This is a genomic window from Pseudomonas brassicacearum, from assembly GCF_009601685.2.
In the GTDB taxonomy this organism is placed as follows: domain Bacteria; phylum Pseudomonadota; class Gammaproteobacteria; order Pseudomonadales; family Pseudomonadaceae; genus Aquipseudomonas; species Aquipseudomonas kilonensis_B.
The window spans coordinates 4,313,990-4,340,029 of sequence record NZ_CP045701.2 but is presented as its reverse complement, the minus strand read 5'-3'; the positions used below and the strand labels follow the sequence as shown (position 1 = coordinate 4,340,029).

At 61.1% G+C, this 26,040-nt stretch carries 18 protein-coding genes and 1 pseudogene; 12 read left to right on the top strand and 7 right to left on the bottom strand.

Features of this window, described 5'->3' with window-relative positions:
• Positions 1-292 precede the first annotated feature (292 nt).
• Together GFU70_RS18270 and GFU70_RS18265 are read left to right on the top strand one after the other, a co-directional pair.
• Entirely contained in the window at positions 293-1,378 is a 1,086-nt protein-coding gene (locus GFU70_RS18270; RefSeq protein WP_058542956.1) for a diguanylate cyclase, read from the top strand.
• A 717-nt stretch (positions 1,379-2,095) separates the two neighbouring features.
• Positions 2,096-2,783: pseudogene (locus tag GFU70_RS18265) on the top strand (M20/M25/M40 family metallo-hydrolase); the annotation flags it as partial.
• 225 nt (positions 2,784-3,008) lie between these two features.
• On the opposite strand, the gene GFU70_RS18260 reads toward GFU70_RS18265, so the two are convergent.
• From GFU70_RS18260 to xthA, 4 genes are all read right to left on the bottom strand, one after another.
• Positions 3,009-5,036, bottom strand: a complete 2,028-nt coding sequence (locus GFU70_RS18260; protein WP_153388559.1) for an Ig-like domain-containing protein — start codon at positions 5,034-5,036, stop codon at positions 3,009-3,011.
• Between the two features lie 258 nt (positions 5,037-5,294).
• Entirely contained in the window at positions 5,295-5,639 is a 345-nt protein-coding gene (locus GFU70_RS18255; protein WP_058542954.1) for a DUF6124 family protein, read from the bottom strand.
• A 487-nt stretch (positions 5,640-6,126) separates the two neighbouring features.
• Complete coding sequence (locus tag GFU70_RS18250; protein ID WP_058542953.1) at positions 6,127-7,461, bottom strand: substrate-binding domain-containing protein; 1,335 nt, start codon at positions 7,459-7,461, stop codon at positions 6,127-6,129.
• A gap of 232 nt (positions 7,462-7,693) precedes the next feature.
• Positions 7,694-8,506 carry an exodeoxyribonuclease III gene (xthA, locus tag GFU70_RS18245; RefSeq protein WP_064107003.1) on the bottom strand — a complete coding sequence of 271 codons (813 nt, stop codon included), beginning with the start codon at positions 8,504-8,506 and terminating at the stop codon, positions 7,694-7,696.
• A gap of 255 nt (positions 8,507-8,761) precedes the next feature.
• Between xthA and GFU70_RS18240 the strand changes: the two genes are divergently transcribed.
• The 7 genes from GFU70_RS18240 to GFU70_RS18210 all read left to right on the top strand — a co-directional run bounded on the left by GFU70_RS18240 (position 8,762) and on the right by GFU70_RS18210 (position 20,018).
• On the top strand, positions 8,762-9,412 hold the full coding sequence (locus GFU70_RS18240; RefSeq protein ID WP_003203682.1) for a GNAT family N-acetyltransferase: 651 nt from the start codon (positions 8,762-8,764) through the stop codon (positions 9,410-9,412).
• A 65-nt stretch (positions 9,413-9,477) separates the two neighbouring features.
• Positions 9,478-11,205 carry an autotransporter assembly complex protein TamA gene (locus tag GFU70_RS18235; protein WP_058546842.1) on the top strand — a complete coding sequence of 576 codons (1,728 nt, stop codon included), beginning with the start codon at positions 9,478-9,480 and terminating at the stop codon, positions 11,203-11,205.
• Entirely contained in the window at positions 11,202-14,888 is a 3,687-nt protein-coding gene (locus GFU70_RS18230; RefSeq protein WP_153388558.1) for a translocation/assembly module TamB domain-containing protein, read from the top strand. The genes GFU70_RS18235 and GFU70_RS18230 overlap by 4 nt, the downstream gene beginning before the upstream one ends.
• A gap of 238 nt (positions 14,889-15,126) precedes the next feature.
• A complete protein-coding gene (locus tag GFU70_RS18225) occupies positions 15,127-15,600 on the top strand; it encodes a MarR family winged helix-turn-helix transcriptional regulator (RefSeq protein WP_058546840.1) in 474 nt (157 codons plus the stop codon).
• Positions 15,597-17,066, top strand: a complete 1,470-nt coding sequence (locus GFU70_RS18220; RefSeq protein ID WP_153388557.1) for an efflux transporter outer membrane subunit — start codon at positions 15,597-15,599, stop codon at positions 17,064-17,066. Before GFU70_RS18225 ends, GFU70_RS18220 begins: the two co-directional genes overlap by 4 nt.
• Positions 17,067-17,081: 15 nt before the next feature.
• Positions 17,082-18,278: an HlyD family efflux transporter periplasmic adaptor subunit gene (locus tag GFU70_RS18215; protein ID WP_153388556.1), complete on the top strand. Its 1,197-nt coding sequence runs from the start codon at positions 17,082-17,084 to the stop codon at positions 18,276-18,278.
• 210 nt (positions 18,279-18,488) lie between these two features.
• Complete coding sequence (locus GFU70_RS18210; RefSeq protein ID WP_153388555.1) at positions 18,489-20,018, top strand: DHA2 family efflux MFS transporter permease subunit; 1,530 nt, start codon at positions 18,489-18,491, stop codon at positions 20,016-20,018.
• 136 nt (positions 20,019-20,154) lie between these two features.
• Here GFU70_RS18210 and lpxH read toward each other — a convergent pair whose 3' ends face one another.
• A complete protein-coding gene (gene lpxH / locus GFU70_RS18205) occupies positions 20,155-20,904 on the bottom strand; it encodes a UDP-2,3-diacylglucosamine diphosphatase (protein WP_058546837.1) in 750 nt (249 codons plus the stop codon).
• Positions 20,901-21,404 (bottom strand): peptidylprolyl isomerase, encoded by a 504-nt coding sequence (locus GFU70_RS18200; protein WP_058546836.1) that lies wholly within the window; start codon positions 21,402-21,404, stop codon positions 20,901-20,903. The genes lpxH and GFU70_RS18200 overlap by 4 nt, the downstream gene beginning before the upstream one ends.
• Before the next feature lie 249 nt (positions 21,405-21,653).
• On the opposite strand from GFU70_RS18200, the gene GFU70_RS18195 reads away from it, so the two are divergent.
• The 3 genes from GFU70_RS18195 to GFU70_RS18185 all read left to right on the top strand — a co-directional run bounded on the left by GFU70_RS18195 (position 21,654) and on the right by GFU70_RS18185 (position 25,411).
• Positions 21,654-23,351 (top strand): glutamine--tRNA ligase/YqeY domain fusion protein, encoded by a 1,698-nt coding sequence (locus GFU70_RS18195; RefSeq protein WP_116641724.1) that lies wholly within the window; start codon positions 21,654-21,656, stop codon positions 23,349-23,351.
• Between the two features lie 21 nt (positions 23,352-23,372).
• Positions 23,373-24,755, top strand: coding sequence for a cysteine--tRNA ligase (gene cysS / locus GFU70_RS18190; protein ID WP_058546834.1), 1,383 nt, complete (start codon positions 23,373-23,375; stop codon positions 24,753-24,755).
• A 200-nt stretch (positions 24,756-24,955) separates the two neighbouring features.
• A complete protein-coding gene (locus GFU70_RS18185) occupies positions 24,956-25,411 on the top strand; it encodes a DUF2214 family protein (protein ID WP_058546833.1) in 456 nt (151 codons plus the stop codon).
• A 192-nt stretch (positions 25,412-25,603) separates the two neighbouring features.
• Here GFU70_RS18185 and csrA read toward each other — a convergent pair whose 3' ends face one another.
• Positions 25,604-25,798 carry a carbon storage regulator CsrA gene (gene csrA, locus GFU70_RS18180; RefSeq protein ID WP_003179932.1) on the bottom strand — a complete coding sequence of 65 codons (195 nt, stop codon included), beginning with the start codon at positions 25,796-25,798 and terminating at the stop codon, positions 25,604-25,606.
• Between the last annotated feature and the right edge of the window lie 242 nt (positions 25,799-26,040).

The window sequence follows — 26,040 nt, the reverse complement described above, 5'->3', positions numbered from 1 at the left end:
CCCTCCTGGGTCAGGACAGAATGTGATCGACCAGCCTGAGCCGACGGGTCAGATACTGTTAAGTGAAGCTGAAACCCGAGCACATCGCGATGACATGACCGCTTTTGCTTTGATACCAACCATGACAGCGGACGGATGAGTCATGTAAAGCCGGAATCTGCGGCGGGGCGGGGCATGCGAAAGAGAATAAATACCCCCTCATTCAGTGGTGGCTATTTGATGCCGCCCTGATAGACTCCAAGTGACCCCCCCCGTCCCAATGACTTGGGAAACCCGCGGTGCAGAGGCTTCTATGCAAAAAACGGGAAAAAAGGGACGGACGCTCGCCAGGAGGCTGTATATATCGCGCACTCTGGGCTTGACGCTGGGGTTGGTATTGGTAAGTGCTGCCGTCCTTCCCCTCGAACCGGCGCCGTGGGTCTGGGGTTTCATGCTGTTCAACGGCCTGCTCTGGCCACACTTGTCCTATTGCTGGGCCCGCCGATGCGCGGTGCCATACCACGCCGAACACCTCAATTTATTGATCGATGCGGCGCTTGGCGGTTTCTGGGTCGCGGCGATGCAGTTCAACCCGCTGCCCGCTGCCGTCACGCTGGCGATGATGGCGATGAACAATGTTGCCATTGGCGGCCTGCGCTTCTTGTTTGTCGGGGCGATTGCCCAAGCGGCAGGCATTTTTGTAGGCGAAATGATCTTTCCGCTGACTAGCGTGCCCATGACCAGTGCGGCGCAGCTCTACGCCTGTTTACCCCTGCTGTGCCTGTATCCGATGGCGCTGGGTTGGTTCTGCTTTCGCCAGGCCTACGCCCTGGGGCGGCAAAAGCGCGAGTTGCTGGCCCTGAGTCGCACCGACAGCCTGACCGGGTTGCTTAACCATGGCGCCTGGAAAGATCGCCTCAACGAGGAGTTCCAGCGCTGCCTGCGTCACCCCAATGACGGGGCAGGGCGCGGCGCGCTTGCGCTGATCGACATCGATCACTTCAAGGCCATCAATGACACCTATGGCCATGTCGCCGGCGACATCGTGCTGCGCCAGCTTGGCAAGATGCTCAAGCAAAACCTGCGCGCCGCCGATGTGGTCGGGCGTTATGGCGGGGACGAGTTCTGTGTGATTCTGCCGGACCTGACGCTTCACAATGCCGTGCAGGCCATGGACGGGTTGCGCGAGCGCTTTGCGACGCTCAGCTATGAACAGAACCCGGCGCTGAAGGTGAGCCTGAGCATTGGCCTGGCAGCCTTCAACCCGACTTATGGCGATGCGACCCATTGGCTCAATGATGCCGACCAGGCGCTTTACGAGGCCAAGACCAGCGGGCGCAATCGGGTCACTTGTTACGGGCATCGGCAGAGGTTGGAAGCGCCAGCGGTTTTTCCTTAAGGCAATGGTTGGATTGCGTTGGCACTTTTCAATACCAAACAAGGATGGAAATAGTTTGATCAAAGGTGCTTCGTTTTCTCAGGTAGCAGACCAGAAAGCGCCGTCAGTCAGGCAATGAATTGTATATTGTGGAGATGGCTGATTCTGTCGTCAGCATATTTACATTGATTCCGCGAGTGTAAGGTCTCGCGGAATCAGGTTGAGTGATTTTAGTTAGTGCGCTATGAGGCACGTTTATCAACTAGATCTATTTCAATGTAGTCGTAAGTGGGGTCGGAATTGTATACATATACCCGTCTTCCGACCTTCCAGGCATAGGAGCTCCAATGCCCAGCAACCGTGTCGCCCACGCTGGGGAGTGCAGCGCTGACAAAGTTTTTATATTCAAATGTAGTTCCTTCGTATTTGAATTTAACTAACATTTCAAGGCTCCTTCTGAGTTACTACTTTTAGTGAGGGTTTCGTTCGTGGCTGTAGTAGCAATCATAATTACCAATTACAGGGAGGTGCTATTGCAGCAAGATCAATTTGGCGTTAGAGGAGTTTTGTTGTCACCTGTAAGAAATTACAGTGGCGACAAACGGTTCCGCTGGAGACTCGCTTAAGGAAATTTCTACGGCCAATGGTAGTTTTCAGTTAGCAATCCCTAATGAATGTATCCAATTAGACGTGCCAGGATTTTCAATGAAGTCCACTAGAAAGCGCTGATTTACTGTGGATTTATCCAGAATGTCTGCCAAGGCCCATGACGTGACCCTCAACCTTGAACCGGGTCGCCCGGCCGATGGTTTGGTGGTGTGGCGCAAGGGCAGCGCTACGGCGCTGGTGGAGGTCAAGGGCAAGGCGTCCCACGCCGGTGTCGCGCCGGAACTGGGGCGCAATGCGGCGATGGACGCGGCGCACCAGATTCTGCAACTGGGCAAGCTCGGCGACGCGGAAAAGAAAAACCACCATCAACTTCACGGTGATCATGGCCGGCGACCGGACCAACGTGATCCCCGACCAGGCAAGCGCCAAGGCCGATGTGCGGGCGGCGGTGCCGGAAGAATTCGACCGCATCGAAAAAGACCTGGCCCGGGTGTCGCAGGACAAGTTGATCGCCGACACCGAAGTCACCACCAGCCTCAAGCGCGGCTTGCCACCGATGCCGCAGACGGCGGAGTCGGACCGGTTGATGGCCATGGCCCAAGGCATCTATGGCGAACTGGGGCGCAAACTCACTGAAGAAGGCAGCGGTGGGGCGGCGGATGCCAGCTTGTCAGCCGTGGTTGGCACGCCGACGTTGGACGGCTTTGGCATTGTTGGCGGCAACATCCACACCCCTGAGGAATACGCCGAAGTCGAGAGTGTGGTGCCAAGGATTTATCTGTTGTCGCGGATGATCATGGAGTTGGCTGGGCGGTAGGGGAGTGCTCGAGCACGCTCCTGTGGCGAGGGAGCTTGCTCCCGCTCGGCTCTGTAGGAGCTGACGCGTGCAACGAGGCTGCGATCTTTTCTCAGATAATTGAGTCTCAAGCGAAAGATAAAAAATCAAAAGATCGCAGCCTTTGGCAGCTCCTACAGGGCCCAGCGGGGCAGTGTGTTTCATTGGTGAGTCGGCTAGCGTGGGTCGACGTTATCCAGTTCCTGGTTATGACTCTGGAATACTTGCCAGCACATGGCCCGAGCTAAAGGGGATCCGACAGTAGGCGCCTAAATAATCCTGAATCGCCTGCGTTCCAATCTCTCCCGTGTAGGGGTTCGCCCAAAGTGGCCACAGAGGATTGCCGTCCTCGAATGCGCCGGTCCAGTGCCGGTAGTTAAACCCCGTGGGTACAACGTAATAAGTTCGAATGTATTCCATGGTGCCGCCGTCTGGACGTGGGGGCGCGGCAAATGAGTTCGCGGCCCCTTGGGCGTTTGCCCAGGCGGGCGCTGCTCCCCCTGTAATGGAGCCGATCATGGCCAGCTGCCAGGCGTTCGAACGGATCACCACATAGGACGCTGTTTGCCCGGAAGCGTCGGCGACCGTGATCGTCGCCTGTCCATTGGCTCGCCCTTCGACCGTACCGTAGCCATTTACGCGGGCAACGTCGCCGTTTGACGTGTAGTAGGTGTACCCAGGATTCCCCGTTATGGGTGTGCGAGTCACTATTGTGTCCGCTGGCATGGGGGTAGCGTTTCGTGGCTGTCCGATGTAAAGGAAGAAACCGTTGAGGTAGACAGGCGTGGTATCGATCACCAGTTCCGCCAGGACCGTAAAGGTGCGCGCCTCCGATATCTGGTTGTCACCGTACAGCGCCTTGGCGGTCAGACTATGGAATTGAATGCTCAGGTTGGTGATTTCAAGCGCCCAGACACCTGTCTGCGCATCGGCCATGGCGGTCCCCTTGGAATCCAGGCCATCGAATACTTCGACTTCGTAGCCTTTGCTGGCCGTACCGGTCAGCATCACACGGGTATCGAACGTTCTGCCGCCGTCCGGGATCTCTCCCCTGGAGTCGTCTACCCGGGTAATCAACGGTTTTTCATCCGGTATCGCCTCGCCGAAAACGGTCGCTCGCGCGGTTCTCGAAGAACCGACCAATACAGTGCCCCGGAATAACTCGTAGCTGATTTCTACCTTACTGCCCGGGATGACCTTGTCGTTATCGACCTGGAGTATGCAGGGCTTGGTCTGCCCAAATTCTGTTTCAACGGTGCCTAGCGCAGTGACGTTGATATCTGGCTGGCCCGGTATTTTCGCGACGTAGGTCAGCACGATCGTGTCGCCCTGCTGGAAGCGAGGATCGCTGGTCAATACGATCAATGACAACGGAGCGATCCCCAGTTTTTCAAGGTCGATGATGCTCGGGTCGTCGCCATTGTCGGTGAGATCTTCCCGTGGAATCGGCGCAGGCAACCTTCTGCCAGCCAAGTCCACGTCCGCCGTCTGGGTGGCCGACCAGATCGAGTCTACATCCGGGGTATTCCCAAGCTGGTCGGTGACGGTGTAGGAAAATTTGAACTCGGGGTGGTCCTCGCCCAGATCGTCACGGGTAACCGTGAAACACACCGTCGTGGGGGCCGCAGAGCCGTGTTCCGGCGGTGGCGGTGCCTCGTTCGCACCGACCTGATACATCAAATCCTTGCCATTACAATTGAGACGAATCTCATCGTAGGCTCGGCAATAGGGGTAGGCCACGCACACCGTCGCCACGGTGAAACCTGGGCCTACGCCGTTGCTGATTTCGTCCGGCAACAGCAATTGCAGTTCGGAATGGCCAGGAAGGCCCGGATCCCTGTCCTGATTGCCCGGGCGGATGCTGTTATACAAAATCTCCAGAGTCGGTGAGGTGCCCAGGTTGTCGCTGCCGCGTCTGACGGTGTAAATCAGTGTATTGACCCGGCCCGGCAATAGGACACCCTTTGGAATGTTCAACGTGACAGCATCATCAATGCCTTGAGTTTCCTTGCTGGCCGCAGCGATGGTCGAGCCGTTCAAAAAAATCGCAACGGTATCGCCACCTTCCTGACCCAAGTAAGAGTCGACCACCACTGCGCAGCCATCGGGTGTCTGGTCATGAATACGTTTGGGTACGCCATACACGGCCCCGACCACTGGGATCGTCGCCCCGGGCAACTGGGGCAGGTCCAGGGCCAGTACGGTTTGCCGGGCGGATGTCGATGAGTCGATCATGAGCGGGTCCCCTCATAGTTCGTGTGATGAGTTGAGGGGATATCAGAGCGCTGTTGCGCCGGGCTAGCTACTGTCAGAACTTACAGGTCGGGGTAGGTTGCAGACGAACGATGGGGCGGGGCTGGTTGAAGGGTGAGCCTGCAATTGATCATTCCCAGGCGCGTGCGTGGGAATGATCTGTTTGGAGGACTGCGTCAGGCCATTTGGGGCGGCTGCGCCACCCAGCGGGCGCAAGCTCCCTCGCCACAGGGGGATGCGCTATGTCGAGGGACGGGCTTCGACATTGTCCAGCGCTCGGTTTGCCAACTGTCCACTCAATTCGATCAATTGGTGGATGCCCAGGACAATGTGGCGTCTTGAGCCTTCCAGGTCGAAGGCCAGGTCGTTGAGCATGGCGTTGGCCGAGGCCAGGTTTTCGCTGAGGTTGGCGAGCAGGGTTTCGGTGTCTACGCCATAGGCGACCGTGAACAGTTGGCCTGTATCAGCCTCGGGTTTGCTGGGTTTGGGCTTGAGGTAGTGGTCGAGGATGCGGTCGGCGGTTTTGTCGAACGCTTTTGAGTTGGCTGGCTCGGTGTCCGGCGGGTTGGGTGTTGGCTTGAACATGGATGAAACTCCTTGGTAATTGGAGCCGCAACCTTTTGCTACCAAACATTGGGTGGCGGCTATACGCAGGTTGGTAGACCGGGTACCAAGGCAAACCCAGCGCGCCACAAGGGCGCCCCGCGCACAGCCGCCATAAAAAATATGCCGGAGCTGTGCGCCTTAGTTTACCCGGGCTACCAAACCCGATCGCTGATTCGTCAGCGACCCGGAAACGATAAAGCCCTGGCCTCAAGGTGCACAAGCCGGCGGATTCTGGCGTAGTTGTAGGCAATGGCGCAAGACGATGTGGCTTGGTCCTACCCCGAGGCTAATGTGATAAACATCCAGACTTTTGTGGTGAGGGAATTTAGCGAAACGTCGCACCGCCCCGCTGTGGGAGCAAGGCTTGCCCGCGATGAAGATGACGCGGTCTCCTGGGGTACCGAGGTGCCGGTATCGCGAGCAAGCTTTGCTCCCACAGGGATTTGTGTTGCGCCGCTTGGCGGGTTCAGTAAACCCAAACCTCCACCCGCCGATTCCTGACCCGTCCTTCATCCTCACTATTGGCCGCCACCGGCATCAATGCGCCGAACCCTCGCACTTCGCGCAGTGCCACGCCGTATTTGACCAGTTCGCGCCGCACCGCCATGGCCCGCAGTTTGGAGAGCAGGTCGGCCCGCGCCGGATCGTCCTTGGCGTCGCCAAAACCCACCAATGTCACGCGCCGGTCGGTTTTGCCGTGCTGCTTTATATAGTCGAGCACGCGGCCCAGGTCCTGGTGGGCCTTGTTGTCCAGGCTGGCGCTGCCTTCTTCGAAGCGGAAGTTCACGCTCAAGCGTTGGGCGTGGCGGCTCAGGGCCTGGTAACCCTCGGGCATCAGTGCATTCGGCGTGACGGCCATGGCCTGGACGGTCTGGGCGATGAACCCGTTGGCCGCGACGATGGCCTGGCCCTGCTCGCTTTGGGTGAACGCCACCAGTGCCTCGGCCCACAGGTTGGTTGCCTGGGGTGGCAAATAAAGGAACAGGCGCCGGGACAAGGGGTAGTCCTCGGTGGCGATCAGGTTGTTCAACGGCAACATGGGTTGCGAATCACCGTCGACAATCGCCAGTGCCTTGGCCTGGCGCACGTAGGGCAAACCGATGAAACCGATGCCCTGCGGGTCCTGGCTGACAGCGTCGGACAACTGTTCGCTGGATTCGAAGCGCACTGCTGAAGGATCCAGCCGTCTGCCCTGTCGGCCAAGGACCAGTTCCTTGAAGGTATCGTAGGTGCCGGACTGTTCATCCCGGGCATACAGATGAATCGGTCCGCCGACACTGCCGACGGCTTCCCAGGTTTTCGCCTCGCCGCTGAAAATTCGCGCCAGTTGTACGGTATCGAGCTGACGCAACGGGTTCTGCGGATGAAGAATAATCGCCAGACCATCAATGGCGATGACCTGCTCGGCAGTGGGAGTTTTCAGATCGCCCAGGGACGACAGTTCGTTCAGCTCGCTGTCCTTGATCGGTCGCGAAGAGGCAGCCAGGTCGGCGTTGCCCTGCTTGAGGGCGGCGAAACCGGTGCTGGAGCCGTGGGCGGCGATGTCCACTTCCACCCGTCGGCCATCGGCGGTCTGTCCGACGATGCGCTGCTCATTGTCCCTGCCGGTGATTTCGGCGCTCACTTTGAGCAGCCCCTGGTTTTCCATCAGCCCTTTGACCAGCGCCGGGCCGAGCGCTGCCCCTATGGTATTGGAGCCTTGAAGGCGCAGGGCCGGGCCCTGTTCGGGAATGGGCAAATTGCCGGCCGATGCCATGAACGGCAGCCAGAGGCCGATGAAAAAGACAACGCGCAGCCGCATGCCGGTACCTTCTGAACCCGAGGAAGTGCCGGAAGATTAAGTCAGTCAGGTTACTGAAAGGTGACAGGGTTGCGACTTGTCAGGCGCGGCAGGGCGATGGGGGTCGCAGAATCAGAAAGTTTCTGTGGGAGCAAAGCTTGCTCGCGATGCAGGCGGCACGGTTCAACTGCAAGATCGTGTCATCGTTCATCGCGAGCAAGCTTTGCTCCCACAGGGGTTTGGTGTGACGCGCTCAGCCCAACTGCAACCAGATCGGCGCATGGTCCGATGGTTTTTCCATGCCCCGCAGTTCGTAGTCCACGCCCGCGTCCTTGACCCTTGGCAGTAGGCCATGGGAGGTGAGGATCAGGTCGATGCGCAGGCCGCGCTTGGGCTCGTCCTCGAAGCCGCGGCTGCGGTAGTCGAACCAGCTGAAGCGGTCGGTGACGTCCGGGTTCAGGTGACGGAAGCTGTCCACCAGGCCCCAGTTCTTCAGGCGCGCCATCCATTCGCGTTCTTCCGGCAGGAAGCTGCATTTGCCGGTTTTCAGCCAGCGCTTCATGTTGTCCGGGCCGATGCCGATGTCGCAGTCTTCCGGGGAAATGTTCACGTCACCCATCACCACCACCGGCTGATCGTTGCTGAAGCGGCTTTCCAGCAGTTGCTGCAAATCGCTGTAGAAACGTTCCTTGGCCGGGAATTTGGTTGGGTGGTCGCGGCTTTCACCTTGTGGGAAATAACCGTTCATGATGGTCACCGGCACGCCGTTGGCATCGGCGAAGGTGCCCCAGATGAAGCGCCGCTGGGCGTCCTCGTCGTCGCCCTCGAAGCCTTTGTACAGGCTTAGCGGTGCCTGGCGCGAGAGCAGGGCGACGCCGTAATGGCCCTTTTGCCCGTGGTAATGCACGTGGTAGCCCAGGGCCTGCACCTCGGCCAGGGGAAATTGTTCGTCGTGGACTTTGGTTTCCTGCAGCCCGATCACGTCCGGCTGGTGCTTCTCGATCAGCGCCGCCAACTGATGGGGGCGGGCGCGCAGCCCGTTGATGTTGAAGGAGACGATCTTCATGGTCGGCTGTCCTGGCAAAACTGCGATGCTAGCTGACATGTGGGAAGGGAGCCAGCGTGGCAGTAGGACAAATGCACTGCTAATGTCCTGTGGCGAGGGGATTTTCCCGTTCGGCTTTGTAGGCGCTGGCGAAGCCTGCGATCTTCTGATCTTTCGCTTGGGATTCAAGCGACCGTGGAAAGATCGCAGCCTCGTTGCACTCGGCAGCTCCTACAGGGCTCATTACCAAACCTCGCTCCAAGGAGAACCAACGTCATGCCTGAAACCGCCACCGCCATCGCCGACATCCATATGCTCGACAGTGGTTATTCCCGTGAAGCCCGTTCGTTGCTGTACCAGGCCTATCGCCACGAGCCGACCTTCAGCTACCTGTTCGAGTCCGAGCGTCCCGGTTACGAACAGCGGGTACGGGCCACGGTGCGTGAGCTGGTCAAGCAGCATTTTCTCCAGGATTTGCCGGCCATCGGCTTGCTGGTCAACGACCGCTTGATCGGCATCGCCCTGATCGCCCCGCCGCAGCGGCGCCTGGGCATCACTGAAAGCTGGGCCTGGCGCCTGCGCATGGTCTTGAGCACCGGTTTTCGCTGCACCCGGCGCTACCTGGAGTACCACGCGGCGGTGCTGGCCTGCCTGCCGTCGGATGCGGTCCATGTATTGCCGCTGCTGGGCGTGCACCCACAGTTCCAGGGCAAGCACTTCGGCGAACAGTTGCTCGAGGCGGTGCATAACTGGTGTGCGGTGGACGAGCATTCCCAAGGCGTGGTGCTGGACACGGGCAACCCGCGTTACCTTGAGTTTTATAAACGCCAGGGTTACGAGGAAATCGGTGAAGTTGCGGTAGGACCGATCCGCGAGCATGTGTTCTTCCACGCCAACCCGCAGGTTCTGCAAAGCGCAACGGCATAATCGGACGAACTTTTGCGAAATGTCCGGCTCTATCAAGCACCTACGCTCGTGATAGCATCCGCGCCATGAACCTCTCAGGAAGAATTACCAGTGGCGCGCTCCTGCTGTCCCTCAGTTGCGCAGCGCTGGCAAACAGTGAATTGGAAGTACGGGTCAAGCCGTCCAACGATGAACTCAAGGCCAACGTAGAAGGTTACATCGGCGGCGTGGGTGATCGTGACGAGGAGGCCTTGCTGCGCTTCAGCCGTGGCGCCGAGGAGCAGGCGCGCAAGGCCGCCCAGGCGCTGGGCTACTACCAGCCGCAGATCGACAGTGAGGTCAAGGGTGGCAACGACCCACGCCTGGTGCTGACCATCGACCCCGGCGAGCCTGTGCATTTGCGCAACGTCACCGTGCGCATCGACGGCCCGGCGGCATCGCTCAAAGCCTTTCGCGTACCCAGCAACGCCGCCCTCAAGCCTGGCGCGGTGCTCAACCATGGCCGCTACGAAGACGCCAAGCGAATCATCCAGAACCAGGCCTCGCGCTATGGTTTTTTCAGCGGGCGCTTTACCCGGCAGAAACTCTTGGTGGACCCCCAGGCGGGCATCGCCGACATCGAGCTGATCTACGACAGCGGCCCGCGCTATGCCTTGGGCCCGGTAAGTTTTGAAGGCGACACCCCGTTCGACGAAGAGCTGCTGCAACGCATGGTGCCGTTCAAGGCCGGCACGGCGTACGACTCCGAACTCATTGCGCAGCTCAACCAGGCCCTGCAATCGAGCGGTTATTTCGAAGGCGTGCGCGTGGATGCCGCGCCCACCGCCGCCACCGACAACGTGATCCCGGTGGCGGTCAAGCTCGACACGCGCAAGCCGCGCACCATGGGCCTGGGCCTGGGGTTTTCCACCGACGTCGGGCCCAGGGCCAAAGCCAACTGGACGCGCCACTGGGTCAACCCCCAAGGCCATAGCTATGGCTGGGAAGCGGAAGTGTCGGCGCCCCGGCAGAACGTCGGCCTGTGGTACGACGTGCCATTGGACCCGCCGTTGACCGACAAGCTGCGTTACGCCGGCGGTTATCAATATGAAGAACTGGCCGGCACCGACAGCCTCAGCAAACTGCTCACCGTAGGGCCGGAATGGCACAGCAAGTTGCCCAGCGGCTGGCAGCGGGTGGTGTCGCTCAAATGGCAGCGCGAGGAGTACCGCCTCGGCGACGATGCGGGCTTGAGCACGCTGCTGATGCCGGGCGTGAGTTATTCCTACCTGCGCAGCGACAACCGTATCGATCCGCACAACGGCTACCGCTTGCAGTTCGACACCAAGGTCGCCAAGGAAGGGCTGGGCTCGGACAACAACCTTTTATACGGCACCGCCATGGTCAAGGGCCTGACCACGGTGTTCGCCAAGCATCGCTTGCTGGCGCGGGCGCAGATCGGCGGCAGCGCCACCAATGGCTACAAATCCATCCCGCCGTCCCTGCGCTTTTTCGCCGGTGGCGACCAGAGCGTGCGGGGTTACGACTACCAGAGCCTGTCGCCGGAAAACGCCGAGGGCGACCGTATCGGTGGTCGCTACATGGTAGCGGGCAGCCTCGAGTATCAATATTCGATCGCGGAAAAATGGCGGGTGGCGACGTTCGTCGACCAGGGCAACTCCTTTAACAACCTTGAATTGCCGAGCCTCAAGACCGGCGTGGGTGTCGGCGTGCGCTGGGTCTCGCCGGTGGGCCCGATCCGTCTCGACCTGGCCCATGCGATGGACGACGACGGCGGCATTCGATTGCACTTTTCCATGGGGCCTGAGCTGTGACGCGTGGTTTTAAGATAACGCTGCTGGCGCTCGCCGGGGTGCTGGTGGCGGTCGTGCTGGCCTTGAGCGTTGTGCTGGGCACGGCATTCGGAAGCCGTTGGGCCCTCGGCCTGGTGCCGGGGCTGACCGTGGAGAATTTCCAGGGCCGGCTGGGCGGGCAGTGGAGCGCCGATCATGTGCTGTGGCAGCAGGACGCCAGTCGGGTGGAAGTGGATCGGCTGATATTCGCCTGGTCGCCGCTGTGCCTGGCACGCATGACCCTGTGCATCGAACAGCTCAAGGCCGACCAGGTCGCCTTGCAGTTGCCAGCCTCTGCCGATGAACCGAGCAGCGGCCCGATCAGCTTGCCGGACCTGAACTTGCCGCTCGTCATCGAACTGGGCGATGTGCAGGTCGGCAGCCTGTCGTTCAACGGCAGTGAGCAGCTCAAGGGCCTGCAATTGGTTGCCCATTGGACCGCCGAGGGCATGCAGATCGATTCGGTGCAATTGCAGCGCGATGAGCTGAGCCTGAAACTCTCCGGCCTGCTCAAGCCGGGCGGCGACTGGCCGTTGAACGCCGAAGGCCGGTTGACCTTACCGGCGCCGGGCGCCACGCCCTGGGCCTTGGACCTGAAAGTCGACGGCAACCTGCTCAAGACCCTCAACCTCAAGGCCGACAGCAGCGGCTACCTGCAAGGCCAGTTGAGCGGTGAGCTGCAACCGCTGGCGGACAACCTGCCCGCCAAGGTGCGCATCAGCGCCGACGGCTTCAAGGCCAGTGCCGATCTGCCGGACACGTTGTTGCTCAATCAACTGGAATTGACCGGCGAAGGCGATCTGAAGAACGGCTATCAACTGCTCGGCAAGGCGACGCTGCCCGCCGAAAAAGGGCCGGTGGCGTTGTTGCTGCAAGGTACGGTGGACGCCAATGGCGCACGGATCGCCGGCCTGGATCTGGATGCCGGCGCTCAGCAAAGCCTGAAACTCAGCGGCCAAGTGGACTGGCGCGAAGGCCTGCGCGCCGAGGCGAAAGTCGCCTGGCTGGATTTCCCCTGGCATCGCCTCTATCCGCTGATCGACGAGCCACAGGTGACGCTGCGCAGCTTCGACGGCGAAGTCTCTTACACCGATGGCCAATACCTGGGCAACTTCCAGGCCGCGCTGGATGGACCCGCCGGGGCCTTCAGCCTGGGCAGCCCGTTCAGTGGCGACCTGACGCAAATCCACTTGCCGCAGCTCAAGCTCGCGGCCGGGCAGGGCAAGGCCGAAGGGCACCTGAGCCTGCAATTTGCCGACGGCATTGCCTGGGATACGGCATTGCAACTGTCGGCCATCGATCCGGCGTACTGGCTTGGCGAGCTGCCCGGGACCCTGGCCGGGCCGTTGCGCAGCAAAGGGATGATGAAGAACGATCGCCTCGATCTCGACGCGGACCTGGACCTCAAGGGCAAACTGCGTGGCCAGCCAGCGGTGTTCCAGGCCAAGGCCAGCGGCGCCGGCGAGCAGTGGAACCTCAGCGCGCTGGATATTCGCCTGGGGGATAACCGCATCAACGGCAGCGGCAGCCTGCAACAGAAACTCACCGGCCAGATCGACATCAAGCTCACACGCCTGGCTCAGCTCTGGCCGCAATTGCGCGGTCAAGTCGTCGGCCGTGTCGACGTGGCCGGCACGCTCAAGGCCCCCCAAGGCAAGCTCGGCCTGCAAGGCACGCAACTGGCCTTCCAGGACAACCGCCTGCAAAGCCTGAACCTGGACGCGACCCTCGACAGCGCCCAGCGCGGCAAGCTCGACCTCAAGGCCAGCGGCATCCGCGCTGGCGAAACGTCACTGGGCGTGCTAACGGTCAGCGGCCAGGGCGATATCAAACAGCAGAAGCTCAACCTGGACCTGCAAGGGCCGCAGCTCGACACGACCCTGGCCCTCGATGGCACGCTCGACCAGGGCAATTGGCGCGGGCGTCTGGCCAGTGGCAACGTGCAGGTCGGCGGTCAAGCCTGGCGCCTGCAAGCCCCGGCGAAACTGGAGCGCCTGGCCGATGGCACGCTCAATGTCGATGCTCATTGCTGGCGTTCCTTTGATGCCAGCCTGTGCGGTGAAGACCAGCGGCTGATGCCGGAGCCGAAGCTGCGTTACCACCTCAAGCAATTCCCCATCGAAAGCCTGGCCCAGTGGATGCCCAAGGATTTTGCCTGGCAGGGCCGACTCAGCGCGGACCTGCAACTGGACTTGCCGGCCAGCGGTCCGAATGGCCGGATCCGGGTGGACGCCAGCGGCGGTACTTTACGGATTCGGGACAAGGAGGGCGATAAGGCGCAATGGCTGGACTTCCCCTACCAGACCCTCACGCTCAACAGCCGCCTGACCCCCAAGCGCATCGACACCGACCTGAACTTCGTCGGCGCCAGGCTCGGCGAACTGATGCTGCAGGCGCAGATCAACCCGCTGCCGGCCAACAAACCCTTGAGCGGTTCGTTCCGCCTGACTGGCCTGGACCTGTCCGTGGCCCGGCCATTCGTGCCGATGGTGGAAACCCTCACCGGTCACCTGAACGGCAGCGGGACCTTGTCCGGTGGCTTGCTCGCGCCCCAGGTCAACGGCAACCTGGTGCTCAGCGACGGCGAAGTGTCCGGTCCGGAACTGCCGGTCAGCCTCGAAGCCTTGCAGGTGCGGGCGATGATTGCCGGCGAAACGATACGGCTCGACGGCGACTGGAAAAGTGGCAAGAGCGGGCAGGGTCGCCTGAGCGGCACCGTCGGTTGGGGCGATGCCTTGTCCATGAACCTGGCGCTCAAGGGCTCGCAACTGCCGGTCACCGTCGAGCCTTATGCGGTGCTCGACGTGGCGCCGGACCTCACCATCACGATGCACGGTGAGCGGCTTTCCATTGCCGGCAAGGTCCTGGTGCCCAAAGGCGAGATCACCGTCCGCGAACTGCCACCGTCCACCGTCAAGGTTTCGGATGACACGGTGATCGTCGGCCACCAGACCGAAGAGGGCAAGGCGCCGCTGGCCATGGCGATGGACATCGACGTGATCGTCGGCCAGGACAAGCTCGCGTTCTCGGGTTTCGGCCTGACGGCCAACGTGCGGGGCCAGGTTCACATCGGCGACAACATGGACACCCGCGGCGAACTCTGGCTCAACGACGGTCGTTATCGGGCTTACGGGCAACGGCTGACGGTGCGACGGGCGCGGCTGCTGTTCGCCGGACCCATTGACCAGCCCTATCTGGACATCGAAGCGATCCGCCAGACCGACGACGTGATCGCCGGCATCCGCTTGAGCGGCAGCGCCGAGCAACCGACCACGCAGATCTTTTCGGAACCGGCCATGAGCCAGGAGCAGGCGTTGTCCTACCTGGTGCTGGGCCGACCACTGAGCACCACCGGGGAGGACAACAACATGCTCGCCCAGGCGGCGTTGGGCCTGGGGTTGATGGGCAGCTCGGGCGTGACCACCAGCCTGGCCAATAACCTGGGGATCGAGGATTTCCAGCTCGACACCCAGGGCAGTGGTAATGAAACCAGCGTGGTCGCCAGCGGCAACCTGTCGGAGAAACTCAGCCTGCGCTACGGCGTTGGCGTGTTCGAACCGGCCAACACCATTGCCCTGCGCTACAAACTCAGCAAGAAGGTCTACCTCGAAGCCGCGAGCGGCGTCGCCAGCTCGTTGGACATCTTCTACAAGCGCGATTTCTAACCCCTTCCCCAAACCCTATGGGAGCTGAGCTTTTGTGGGAGCAAGGCTTGCCCGCGATATAGGCAACTCGGTCTATCAGTCGAACCGAGGTGATGCTATCGCGGGCAAGCCTTGCTCCCACAGGACCAGCTCCCACACACTTTATGTGAATAGCAAGCTAACGATTTGTTTGACATTTGCTGCCTAAGCAGTAATATCCCGACATACATTCACTGCCTAGGCAGCAAACGGTGGTCAGATGAAGCATTTCACCCCAGACAACTTTCACAATTGCCATCTCGGCATGCTGCTCGGCCGTACCGCGCTGCTCAAGGACCGGATCATCGACACACACATGGAACCCGTCGGCATCACCGCCGCGCAGTTCAAGGTGTTGATCATCATGGCCCAGTACGGCATCGAGACGCCGGCCGAGCTGTGTCGTTACCTGTCCCTGGACAGCGGCTCGATGACGCGGATGCTCGATCGCCTGGAGCAGAAAGGTTTCCTGGCCCGTGAACGCTCCGCCCAAGACCGCCGGCAAGTGCGCCTGGTGCTCACCGAAGCTGGCCAGGCCCTCGCCGATCGCCTGCCGTTCATCGGCGCCGAGGCCATGAACCAGTTGGCCAGCGCTATCAGCCCCGAGGAGCTGCAAACGCTCGAACAGATCCTCAAGAAAATTCTGCTCGCCGCCGGTGACCCCATCACCGTGTCGCGAATGGGGGAAAAATGAAGCGTAAAACCTTGCGTACCCGATTAAGCCTGGTGGTCTTGGCCATGAGCCTGGCGGGTTGTGCCAGCTACAGCGGCCTGAAGACCGAAGGCGTCAGCCTGGAGGCCCAGAGCCTCAAGGTCGGGCAATCCCTGAACGGCGTCACGCTGTCGCCGGCCGCGTGGCCGAAGAGCGATTGGTGGAAGAGCCTCGGCGACCCGCAACTCGATGGCCTGATCCGTGAAGCCTTGCGCGATAGCCCGGACATGCAGATCGCCAGCGCCCGGGTGCATCAGGCCAGTGCCGCCGCCTATGCCGCCAACGCGGCGCGCCTGCCGACGCTGGATGCCAGCGGTGGCGTGAGCCGTTCGCGCCTGTCCCGTGACGAGGACCCGCTAGGGCAGGGCGGGGCGTACAGCACCCTGCGCACCTTGGGTGTGGACTTCAATTACAACTTCGACCTCTGGGGTGGCCAGCGTGCCGCCTGGGAAGCTGCCCTGGGCCAGGCCCGCGCCGCCGAGATCGATCGCCAGGCCGCGCAACTGACCCTGGCCGCCGACGTGGCCCGGGCCTACAGCGACCTGGGCCAGGCCCACATCATTTATGACCTGGCCTCCGAGGACCTCAAGCGCACCCGGCAGATGCTCGACCTGGGCAAGCGCCGCCTTACTGCCGGGATCGACAGCGAATATCAGTTCCAGCAGACCGAAAGCCTGGAGGCCAGCGCCGATGCAACCCTGATCGACGCAGAGAAACGCCTGCAAAGCGCCAAGATCGCCTTGGCGGTGTTGTTGGGCAAAGGCCCGGACCGCGGCAATGAAATCCCCCGGCCCAACGTGCTGCAAGCCAGCGCGGTCGCCTTGCCGTCGAACCTGCCGGCCGAGTTGCTGGGGCGTCGTCCGGACCTGGTCGCGGCGCGCTGGCGGGTCGAGGCGGCGAGCAAGAACATCGAGGCCGGCAAGACCAACTTCTACCCCAACCTCAACTTGAGCGCAGCCGCCGGGACCCGATCGTTGCTGGGCGATGCGATGTTCGGTTCGGCCAGCCGCTTCTTCAATGTGGGGCCGACGGTGTCGCTGCCGATCTTCGATGGCGGCCGCTTGCGGGCGGACCTGGATGCCCGGGACGCCGATTACGACCTGGCGGTGGCGCAATACAACAAGAGCCTGGTCACGGCCCTTGGGGATGTCAGCGACACCATCAACCAGTTGCGTGACATCGCTCGCCAGATCGGCGCCCAGCAACATGCCACCGATATTGCACAAAGTTCCTACGACACCGTGGTCCAGCGCTACGGCTCGGGCATCGGTAATTACCTGGACGTGCTGAGCATCGAGCAGCAATTGCTCCAGGCCCAGCGTCAACTGGCGAACCTGAATGCCGAGCAGATCGATTTGTCGATCCAACTGATGCAGGCCCTGGGCGGCGGTTTCGAGGCCCAGACCCTGGCGGCGGCCACCCCGGCCGCTACCACGCCAAATAACTGATTCGAGGTACTTGTCATGGCGACTGCCGAAACGACTCAATCCGAACATGCGCAGGACGGCAACCCACGCAAGCGCAAGGTCATGCTGCTGACGCTGGCGCTGCTGGTCATTCTCTCGGGCCTGGGCGTCTGGGCCTGGCACGAACTGTATGGTCGCTGGAGCGAAAGCACCGACGATGCCTACGTGAACGGCAACGTGGTGGAAATCACGCCGCTGGTCACCGGCACCGTGGTGAGCATCGGGGCCGACGACGGCGACCTGGTGCGTGAAGGCCAGGTGCTGGTGCAGTTCGACCCGAACGACGCCGAAGTCGGGCTGCAAAGTGCCCAGGCCAACCTGGCCCGAACCGTGCGCCAGGTGCGTGGCTTGTACAGCAACGTCGATGGCATGCGGGCGCAGGTCAATGCGCAAGAGGCCGAAGTGCAGAAGGCCCAGGATAACTACAACCGACGCAAGAACCTGGCGGCCGGCGGGGCGATTTCCAAGGAGGAACTGTCTCACGCCCGGGATGACCTGACCTCGGCGCAGAACGCCTTGGCCAATGCCCGGCAACAGCTCAAGACCACCAGCGCGTTGGTGGACGATACCGTGGTGTCATCCCATCCCGACGTACAGTCCGCCGCCGCGCAATTGCGCCAGGCCTTCCTGACTCATGCCCGCAGCACCTTGATCGCACCGGTCACCGGTTATGTCGCCAAGCGCACCGTGCAACTGGGCCAACGGGTGCAGCCGGGCACGGCGTTGATGGCGGTGATCCCGCTGGATCAGCTGTGGATCGACGCCAACTTCAAGGAAACCCAACTGCGCGACATGCGCATCGGCCAGCCGGTGGACATCGAGGCCGACCTGTACGGCAGCGATGTGAAGTACAGCGGCACCATTGACAGCCTCGGGGCCGGGACCGGCAGTGCGTTTGCCTTGCTGCCGGCGCAGAACGCCACCGGCAACTGGATCAAGATCGTCCAGCGGGTGCCGGTGCGCATTCACATCAATGCCCAGGAACTGGCCAAGCATCCGCTGCGGGTCGGCCTGTCGACCCTGGTCAACGTCGACCTGCACGACCAGAGCGGCCCGGTACTGGCCCAGCAGCCACCGCAAAAAGCCTCGTTCAGCACCCAGGTCTATGACCGACAGTTGGCCGATGCTGACGCGATGATCGCCCGCCTGATCCACGACAACAGCGCGGTGGCCAGCAAGACCGCGCAGCGCTGATCGCAATTGCAGGCCAACCGCTGAAATCTGTGGGAGCAAGGCTGTCGGCGGTGTGGGAGCAAAGCTTGCTCGCGACACAAGCGATGCGGTCTTTCAGAAATCCAGTTGGCTGTTTCGCGAGCAAGCTTTGCTCCCACACCGCCCAGCTCCCACAGGGGTTGGGTCTTGTCCCATGGAATTTCGCCACCTTCGCTTCATAGGATTTTCGCAATGAGCAATAACGCGTCTTTCACGCCGCCCAGCCTGTTGCTCAGCACCATCGGGCTGTCGCTGGCGACGTTCATGCAGGTGCTCGACACCACCATTGCCAACGTCGCCTTGCCGACCATTTCCGGCAATCTGGGCGTCAGCTCGGAGCAGGGCACTTGGGTGATCACCTCGTTCGCGGTGAGCAACGCCATCGCCCTGCCGCTCACCGGCTGGCTGAGCCGGCGGTTTGGCGAGGTGAAGCTGTTTTTGTGGGCGACGATGCTGTTCGTGATCGCTTCGTTCTTGTGCGGTATTTCCACCTCGATGCCGGAGCTGATTGGCTTTCGCGTGCTCCAGGGGCTGGTGGCCGGGCCGTTGTACCCGATGACCCAGACCTTGCTGATAGCCGTGTACCCACCGGCCAGGCGCGGCATGGCCCTGGCGTTGCTGGCGATGGTCACGGTGGTGGCGCCGATTGCCGGGCCGATCCTCGGCGGCTGGATCACCGACAGCTACAGCTGGCCGTGGATCTTCTTCATCAACGTGCCCATCGGCGTCTTCGCCGCGCTCGTAGTGCAACAGCAGCTCAAGGCGCGGCCGGTGGTCACCAGCCATCAACCGATGGATTACGTGGGATTGATCACGCTGATCATCGGCGTCGGCGCGCTCCAGGTGATCCTCGACAAAGGCAACGACCTGGACTGGTTCGAATCGAACTTCATCATCATCGGTGCGCTGATTTCGATCGTTGCCCTGGCGGTGTTCGTGATCTGGGAAATGACCGATCGCCATCCGGTGGTCAACCTGCGCCTGTTCGCTTATCGCAACTTTCGCATCGGCACCATTGTGCTGGTGGGGGGCTACGCCGGGTTCTTCGGCATCAACCTGATCCTGCCGCAGTGGTTGCAGACACAGATGGGCTACACCGCTACCTGGGCCGGGCTGGCGGTGGCGCCCATCGGTATCCTGCCGGTGCTGATGTCGCCCTTCGTCGGCAAGTACGCCCACCGGTTCGACCTGCGTGTGTTGGCCGGGCTGGCGTTCCTGGCCATCGGCCTGAGCTGCTTCATGCGCGCCGGGTTCACCAACGAGGTGGACTTCCAGCACATCGCCCTGGTGCAATTGTTCATGGGCATCGGCGTGGCGCTGTTCTTCATGCCGACCCTGAGCATCCTGATGTCGGATTTGCCGCCGCACCAGATTGCCGACGGCGCGGGGCTGGCGACGTTCTTGCGAACCTTGGGTGGCAGCTTTGCCGCGTCCCTGACCACCTGGATCTGGATCCGCCGGGCCGACCAGCATCACGCCTACCTGAGCGAAAGCATCAGCACCTTCGAACCGGCCACCCGCGAGGCACTCAACCAGCTTGGTGGCGCGAGTGCCCCGGCCTATGCCCGGCTCGAGCAGGTCCTCAACAGCCAGGCGTACATGCTCTCCACCGTGGATTACTTCACGCTGCTGGGGTGGGCGTTCATGGGGTTGATCGTGCTGGTGTGGCTGGCGAAACCGCCGTTCGCGGCGAAGGCTGGGCCTGCCGCTAGCGGTCATTGAAACAACACATCCCCCTGTGGGAGCAAGGCTTGCCCGCGATGCAGGCGACATGGTTCAACTGCAAGACCGTGTCATCGTTCATCGCGAGCAAGCTTTGCTCCCACAGGCTCGCGCCCACAAAGGAGATCTACCGGCTTCAGTTGCTTGGCAACGCCAACTGCGCATTACCAAACCCGAACGGCGCCAACGCAAACCCTTGTTCGTCCACTTGCAACGCCCAACCTTGCTTGTCCCAATCCCCCAGCACAATACGCCGGGCGGCGTGTTCGCCCAGTTGCAGCTTGTGGATGGCGGGACGATGGGTGTGGCCGTGGATCAGGGTCTTCACGCCGTATTGCTGCATGATCCGCGGGATCTCTTCGGGCGTGACGTCGACGATGTCATTGGCTTTCATGCGTGTCTGCGTGCGGCTTTCGCTGCGCAGTTTGCGCGCCAGTTTCTGGCGACTGCCCAGCGGCAGGTGCCGCAGGACGAACAACGTGACCGGGTTGCGCAGCCAGCGCCGCAGCTTCATGTAGCCTTCGTCGCGGGTGCAGAGGCTGTCGCCGTGCATCAGCAGCACCGGCTCGCCGTTGAACTGCACGACACTCGGGTCCTTGAGCAGGGTGCAGCCGGCCGCTTTGCAAAAGGCCTGCCCCAGCATGAAGTCGCGATTGCCGTGCATCAGGAAGATGGCCGTGCCGCTGTCGCTCAATTCGCGCAGGGCCTGGCAGATGGAACGCTGGAACGGCGTCATGGCATCGTCGCCGATCCAGGCTTCGAAAAAGTCGCCCAGAATGTACAACGCTTGCGCCGAGCGGGCGCGTGTGGCGAGTAAATCCAGAAACGCCCGGGTGATGTCCGGGCGCTCCTCTTCCAGATGCAAGTCTGAAATCAGCAATATCACTCAACGATCTCGGCTTTCTCGATGATCACGTCTTCTGCCGGGACGTCCTGGTGGCCGGCCTTGGACGTGGTGGAAACGCCTTTGATCTTGTCGACCACGTCGGTGCCTTCAACCACTTTGCCGAACACGGCGTAGCCCCAGCCCTGGGTGCTCTTGCCGCTGTGGTTCAGGAAGCTGTTGTCCGCCACGTTGATGAAGAACTGTGCGGAGGCCGAATGCGGTTCCATGGTACGGGCCATGGCGACGCTGTATTTTTCGTTCGGCAGGCCGTTGTCGGCTTCGTTCTGGATGCTTGGGCGCTTGTCTTTCTTTTCCTTCATGCCTGGCTCGAAACCGCCACCCTGGATCATGAAGTTGCCGATGACACGGTGGAAAACGGTATTGGTGTAATGGCCGGCTTTGACGTATTCCTCAAAGTTGGCAACGGTGATTGGCGCTTTCTCAGCGTTTAGTTCCAGAACGATGTCACCGTGATTGGTGGTCAGTTTGACTTTGCTCATGATCGGTACTCTTTCAAGGAATTCGTGGGTTTCGGGGCTTCACTGCCCGCAACCTGTCTGGCTGTAATCGGCCAGGCTGGGCAGTTTAGCGTGCCGGGCACGAATTTCGAGGCTGTTTTTCATCTGGCCGTCGATTAAATTCAATCGTTTGCCGGCCTGGCCTGTCAGGTGCTTGACAGCATCGGCTATGATACGGGCTTTGATTTATCAGGCCGCACCCGGCCGCGCACTTGTCTGTTCAAGGATCCTATGAGCAAGCCCACTGTCGACCCTACCTCGAATTCCAAGACCGGCCCGGCCGTGCCGGTCAACTTCCTGCGCCCGATCATCCAGGCGGACCTGGACTCGGGTAAGCACACACAGATCGTCACTCGCTTTCCGCCAGAGCCCAACGGCTACCTGCACATCGGCCATGCCAAGTCGATCTGCGTGAATTTCGGCCTGGCCCAGGAGTTCGGCGGCGTCACGCACCTGCGTTTCGACGACACCAACCCGGCCAAGGAAGACCAGGAATACATCGACGCGATCGAAAGCGACGTCAAGTGGCTGGGTTTCCAATGGTCCGGTGAGGTGCGCTACGCCTCGCAATATTTCGACCAGTTGCACGACTGGGCAGTGGAACTGATCAAGGCCGGCAACGCCTACGTGTGCGACCTGACCCCCGAGCAGGCCAAGGAATACCGTGGCAGCCTGACCGAGCCGGGCAAGAACAGCCCATTCCGTGACCGCAGCGTGGAAGAGAACCTGGACCTGTTCGCCCGCATGCGCGCCGGTGAGTTCCCGGACGGCGCTCGGGTACTGCGCGCCAAGATCGACATGACCTCGCCGAACATGAACCTGCGCGACCCGATCATGTACCGCATCCGTCACGCCCATCACCACCAGACTGGCGACAAATGGTGCATCTATCCCAACTATGACTTCACCCACGGCCAGTCGGACGCCATCGAAGGCATCACTCATTCGATCTGCACCCTGGAATTCGAAAGCCATCGTCCGTTGTACGAGTGGTTCCTCGAGCACCTGCCCGTGCCGGCCCATCCGCGCCAGTACGAATTCAGCCGCCTGAACCTGAACTACACCATCACCAGCAAGCGCAAGCTCAAGCAACTGGTGGACGAGAAGCACGTCAACGGCTGGGACGACCCGCGCATGTCGACGCTGTCGGGCTTCCGTCGTCGCGGCTACACGCCCAAGTCGATCCGCAACTTCTGCGAAATGGTCGGCACCAACCGTTCCGACGGCGTGGTGGACTTCGGCATGCTGGAATTCAGCATCCGTGACGACCTCGACCACAGCGCCCCGCGTGCCATGTGCGTGCTGCGTCCGCTGAAAGTCGTGATCACCAATTACCCGGAAGGCCAGGTCGAGAACCTCGAACTGGCGCGCCACCCGAAAGAAGACATGGGCGTGCGCGTCCTGCCGTTCGCCCGGGAAATCTACATCGATCGTGAAGACTTCATGGAAGAGCCGCCAAAAGGCTACAAGCGCCTGGAGCCTGCTGGCGAAGTGCGCCTGCGCGGCAGCTACGTGATCCGCGCCGACGAGGCCATCAAGGACGCCGACGGCAACATCGTCGAGCTGCGTTGCTCGTACGATCCCGACACCCTGGGCAAGAACCCGGAAGGTCGCAAGGTCAAGGGCGTGATCCACTGGGTGCCGGCCGCCGCCAGCGTCGAATGCGAAGTGCGCCTGTACGATCGCCTGTTCCGTTCGCCGAACCCGGAAAAGGCCGAAGACAGCGCCAGCTTCCTGGACAACATCAACCCTGACTCCCTGCAAGTACTCACGGGTTGTCGTGCCGAGCCTTCGCTGGGCAACGCACAGCCGGAAGACCGTTTCCAGTTCGAGCGCGAAGGTTACTTCTGCGCGGATATCAAGGACTCGAAACCTGGTGCTCCGGTATTCAACCGTACCGTGACCTTGCGCGATTCCTGGGGTCAGTGATCAAGTCTTAAGGGAAACCCTGTGCTTACGATCTACAACACGCTCACCAAGAGCAAAGAAGTCTTCAAGCCGCTGGATGGCAACAAGGTCCGCATGTACGTCTGCGGCATGACCGTATACGACTACTGCCACATTGGGCATGGTCGCAGCATGGTCGCCTTCGACCTGGTGACTCGCTGGCTGCGATTCAGCGGTTATGACCTGACCTACGTGCGCAACATCACCGACATCGAAGACAAGATCATCAACCGTGCCCGCGAAAACGGCGAGCCTTACGATGCGCTGACCGAGCGCATGATCAAGGCCATGCACGAGGACGAGGCGCGTCTCAATATCCTCAAGCCGGACCTGGAACCCCGTGCCACGGACCACATCCCGGGCATGCTGGCGATGATCCAGACCTTGATCGACAAGGGCTACGCCTACGCCCCGGGCAATGGCGACGTGTACTACCGCGTCGCCAAGTTCCTGGGCTACGGCAAGCTGTCGCGCAAGAAGATCGAAGACCTGCGCATCGGCGCGCGTATCGAAGTCGACGAGTCGAAAGAAGACCCGCTGGACTTCGTGCTATGGAAGGGCGCCAAGCCGGGTGAGCCGAGCTGGGCATCGCCATGGGGCGCCGGACGTCCGGGCTGGCACATCGAGTGCTCGGTGATGTCCACCTGCTGCCTCGGCGAGACTTTCGACATTCATGGCGGCGGCAGCGACCTGGAATTTCCGCACCACGAAAACGAAATCGCCCAGAGCGAAGCGGCCAGCGGCAAGACCTACGCCAACACGTGGATGCATTGCGGCATGATCCGGATCAATGGCGAGAAGATGTCCAAGTCCTTGAACAACTTCTTCACCATCCGCGACGTGCTCGACAAGTACCACCCGGAAGTCGTGCGTTACCTGCTGGTGTCGAGCCACTACCGCAGCGCCATCAACTACTCGGAAGACAACCTCAAGGACGCCAAGGGTGCCCTGGAGCGTTTCTATCACGCGTTGAAGGGCCTGCCGAGCGTGCCGCCTGCCGGTGGCGAAGCGTTCGTGGCACGTTTCACCGAAGTGATGAACGACGACTTCGGCACGCCGGAAGCGTGCGCGGTGCTGTTCGAGATGGTGCGTGAGATCAACCGCCTGCGTGAGAGCGATCTCAATGCCGCAGCCGGCCTGGCGGCCCGCCTGAAAGAACTGGCCAGCGTGCTGGGTGTGTTGCAGCTTGAAGCCGATGACTTCCTGCAGGCCGGTGCCGAAGGTCGCGTGGACGCCGCCGAGGTCGAGGCGTTGATCCAGGCGCGCCTGGCTGCGCGCGCCAACAAGGATTGGGCCGAATCCGACCGGATCCGCGATCAGCTCACCGCCATGGGCGTGGTGCTGGAAGATGGGAAGGGCGGCACGACCTGGCGTCTGGCGGACTAAGATCCTCTAAAGCTCGCCGTACCCCAGTGGGAGCGAGCTTGCTCGCGATAGCGTCGGATCAGTCGACAATGATGTTGATTGAAAGATTGCCATCGCGAGCAAGCTCGCTCCCACATTTTTTTGCATGCCAACCCTGGCAATCATTGTTTTATGAGCTAGTACTGTCAGGTCGATTCGACGTTCTCTGACAGGACTCTTCCATGTTGGCTCATTGGTCTCTGGCGGCAATTCATCTGTTGGCGTTCGCCCTCGGATTCTGGGCGGTGCTGACGCGCGGCACGGCGCTACGACGCCTGGCGGGTGGTGCGGACTCGGTTCGCAGTGTCTTGATCGCTGACAACGTGTGGGGCCTGTCGGCGCTGGTGCTGTTGGTGACCGGTGGGATGCGTGCGTTTGGCGGGTACGAAAAAGGCACGGACTATTACCTGCACCAACCGCTGTTTCACTTGAAGATGACCTTGCTCCTGCTGATCCTGTTGCTTGAGGTCGCGCCAATGATCGGCCTGATCAAATGGCGGATGGCGCTGGGCAAGGGGGCTGCGATCGATCCTTCGAAAGCCGGCCGGTTTGCACGGATCAGCCACATCGAAGCCTTGCTGCTGATCTTGATGATGGTCGCCGCCACGGGCATGGCGCGTGGCGTGAGCCTGGGTTGACCAGTCGCGAACGTCCGCTTCGTCATCATCAAAACGAAACGTCTGACAGCCATGCTAAGCGCTATGTCGTTAGTATCGGTTCAACGGAGTGGACGAAACAAAGGTGGGGGGCAGGGCGAGGCACGGTCGACCAGAATCTTTAGCCAGCCATTGCGGCGATGCAAACGGGCTGGCTACGGACTGCAGCAAGGCTCAGGGCGTTTGCGGCTTGTCGGGGGCAGTGAGGCCCGCCTGAATACGCTGGTAAATTTCTTCGCGATGCACCGCAACGTTTTTCGGGGCGTTGATGCCGATCCGGACCTGTTGGCCGCTAACGCCCAGAATGGTGATCGTGATGTCGTCACCAATGTTTATGCTTTCACCGACTTTGCGGGTGAGTATCAGCATGGTGTTCTCCTTGATTGCTTTATAGGGCACCTGATTCAGACAGTGCAGATGTCGGTACTACTTATAGATTAGTGCTAAGTGTCACAATGTGGGTGCCTCTTTCTGACGTGCAGATGCAGCATTAATTCCCAGGGTGCGACTATACAGAGACGCCGGGCAGGATTCTCGTGTTTTGAGCACTGTTTGCGGCGATCTTGAGGGTCACGGGTGCTAAAATCCGTGCTTCATGTCTTCCGGGGGAA

Coding starts and splice junctions, on each gene's coding strand:
- GFU70_RS18270 (WP_058542956.1), top strand. CDS start 293: ATGCAAAAAACGGGAAAAAAGGGACGGACGCTCGCCAGGAGGCTGTAT.
- xthA (WP_064107003.1), bottom strand. CDS start 8,506: ATGAAGATCGTCTCCTTCAACATCAACGGGCTGCGCGCCCGCCCCCAT.
- GFU70_RS18220 (WP_153388557.1), top strand. CDS start 15,597: ATGAAGCGTAAAACCTTGCGTACCCGATTAAGCCTGGTGGTCTTGGCC.
- GFU70_RS18250 (WP_058542953.1), bottom strand. CDS start 7,461: ATGCGGCTGCGCGTTGTCTTTTTCATCGGCCTCTGGCTGCCGTTCATG.
- GFU70_RS18240 (WP_003203682.1), top strand. CDS start 8,762: ATGCCTGAAACCGCCACCGCCATCGCCGACATCCATATGCTCGACAGT.
- GFU70_RS18225 (WP_058546840.1), top strand. CDS start 15,127: ATGAAGCATTTCACCCCAGACAACTTTCACAATTGCCATCTCGGCATG.
- GFU70_RS18255 (WP_058542954.1), bottom strand. CDS start 5,639: ATGTTCAAGCCAACACCCAACCCGCCGGACACCGAGCCAGCCAACTCA.
- csrA (WP_003179932.1), bottom strand. CDS start 25,798: ATGCTGATACTCACCCGCAAAGTCGGTGAAAGCATAAACATTGGTGAC.
- GFU70_RS18210 (WP_153388555.1), top strand. CDS start 18,489: ATGAGCAATAACGCGTCTTTCACGCCGCCCAGCCTGTTGCTCAGCACC.
- GFU70_RS18215 (WP_153388556.1), top strand. CDS start 17,082: ATGGCGACTGCCGAAACGACTCAATCCGAACATGCGCAGGACGGCAAC.
- GFU70_RS18200 (WP_058546836.1), bottom strand. CDS start 21,404: ATGAGCAAAGTCAAACTGACCACCAATCACGGTGACATCGTTCTGGAA.
- GFU70_RS18195 (WP_116641724.1), top strand. CDS start 21,654: ATGAGCAAGCCCACTGTCGACCCTACCTCGAATTCCAAGACCGGCCCG.
- GFU70_RS18185 (WP_058546833.1), top strand. CDS start 24,956: ATGTTGGCTCATTGGTCTCTGGCGGCAATTCATCTGTTGGCGTTCGCC.
- GFU70_RS18235 (WP_058546842.1), top strand. CDS start 9,478: ATGAACCTCTCAGGAAGAATTACCAGTGGCGCGCTCCTGCTGTCCCTC.
- GFU70_RS18260 (WP_153388559.1), bottom strand. CDS start 5,036: ATGATCGACTCATCGACATCCGCCCGGCAAACCGTACTGGCCCTGGAC.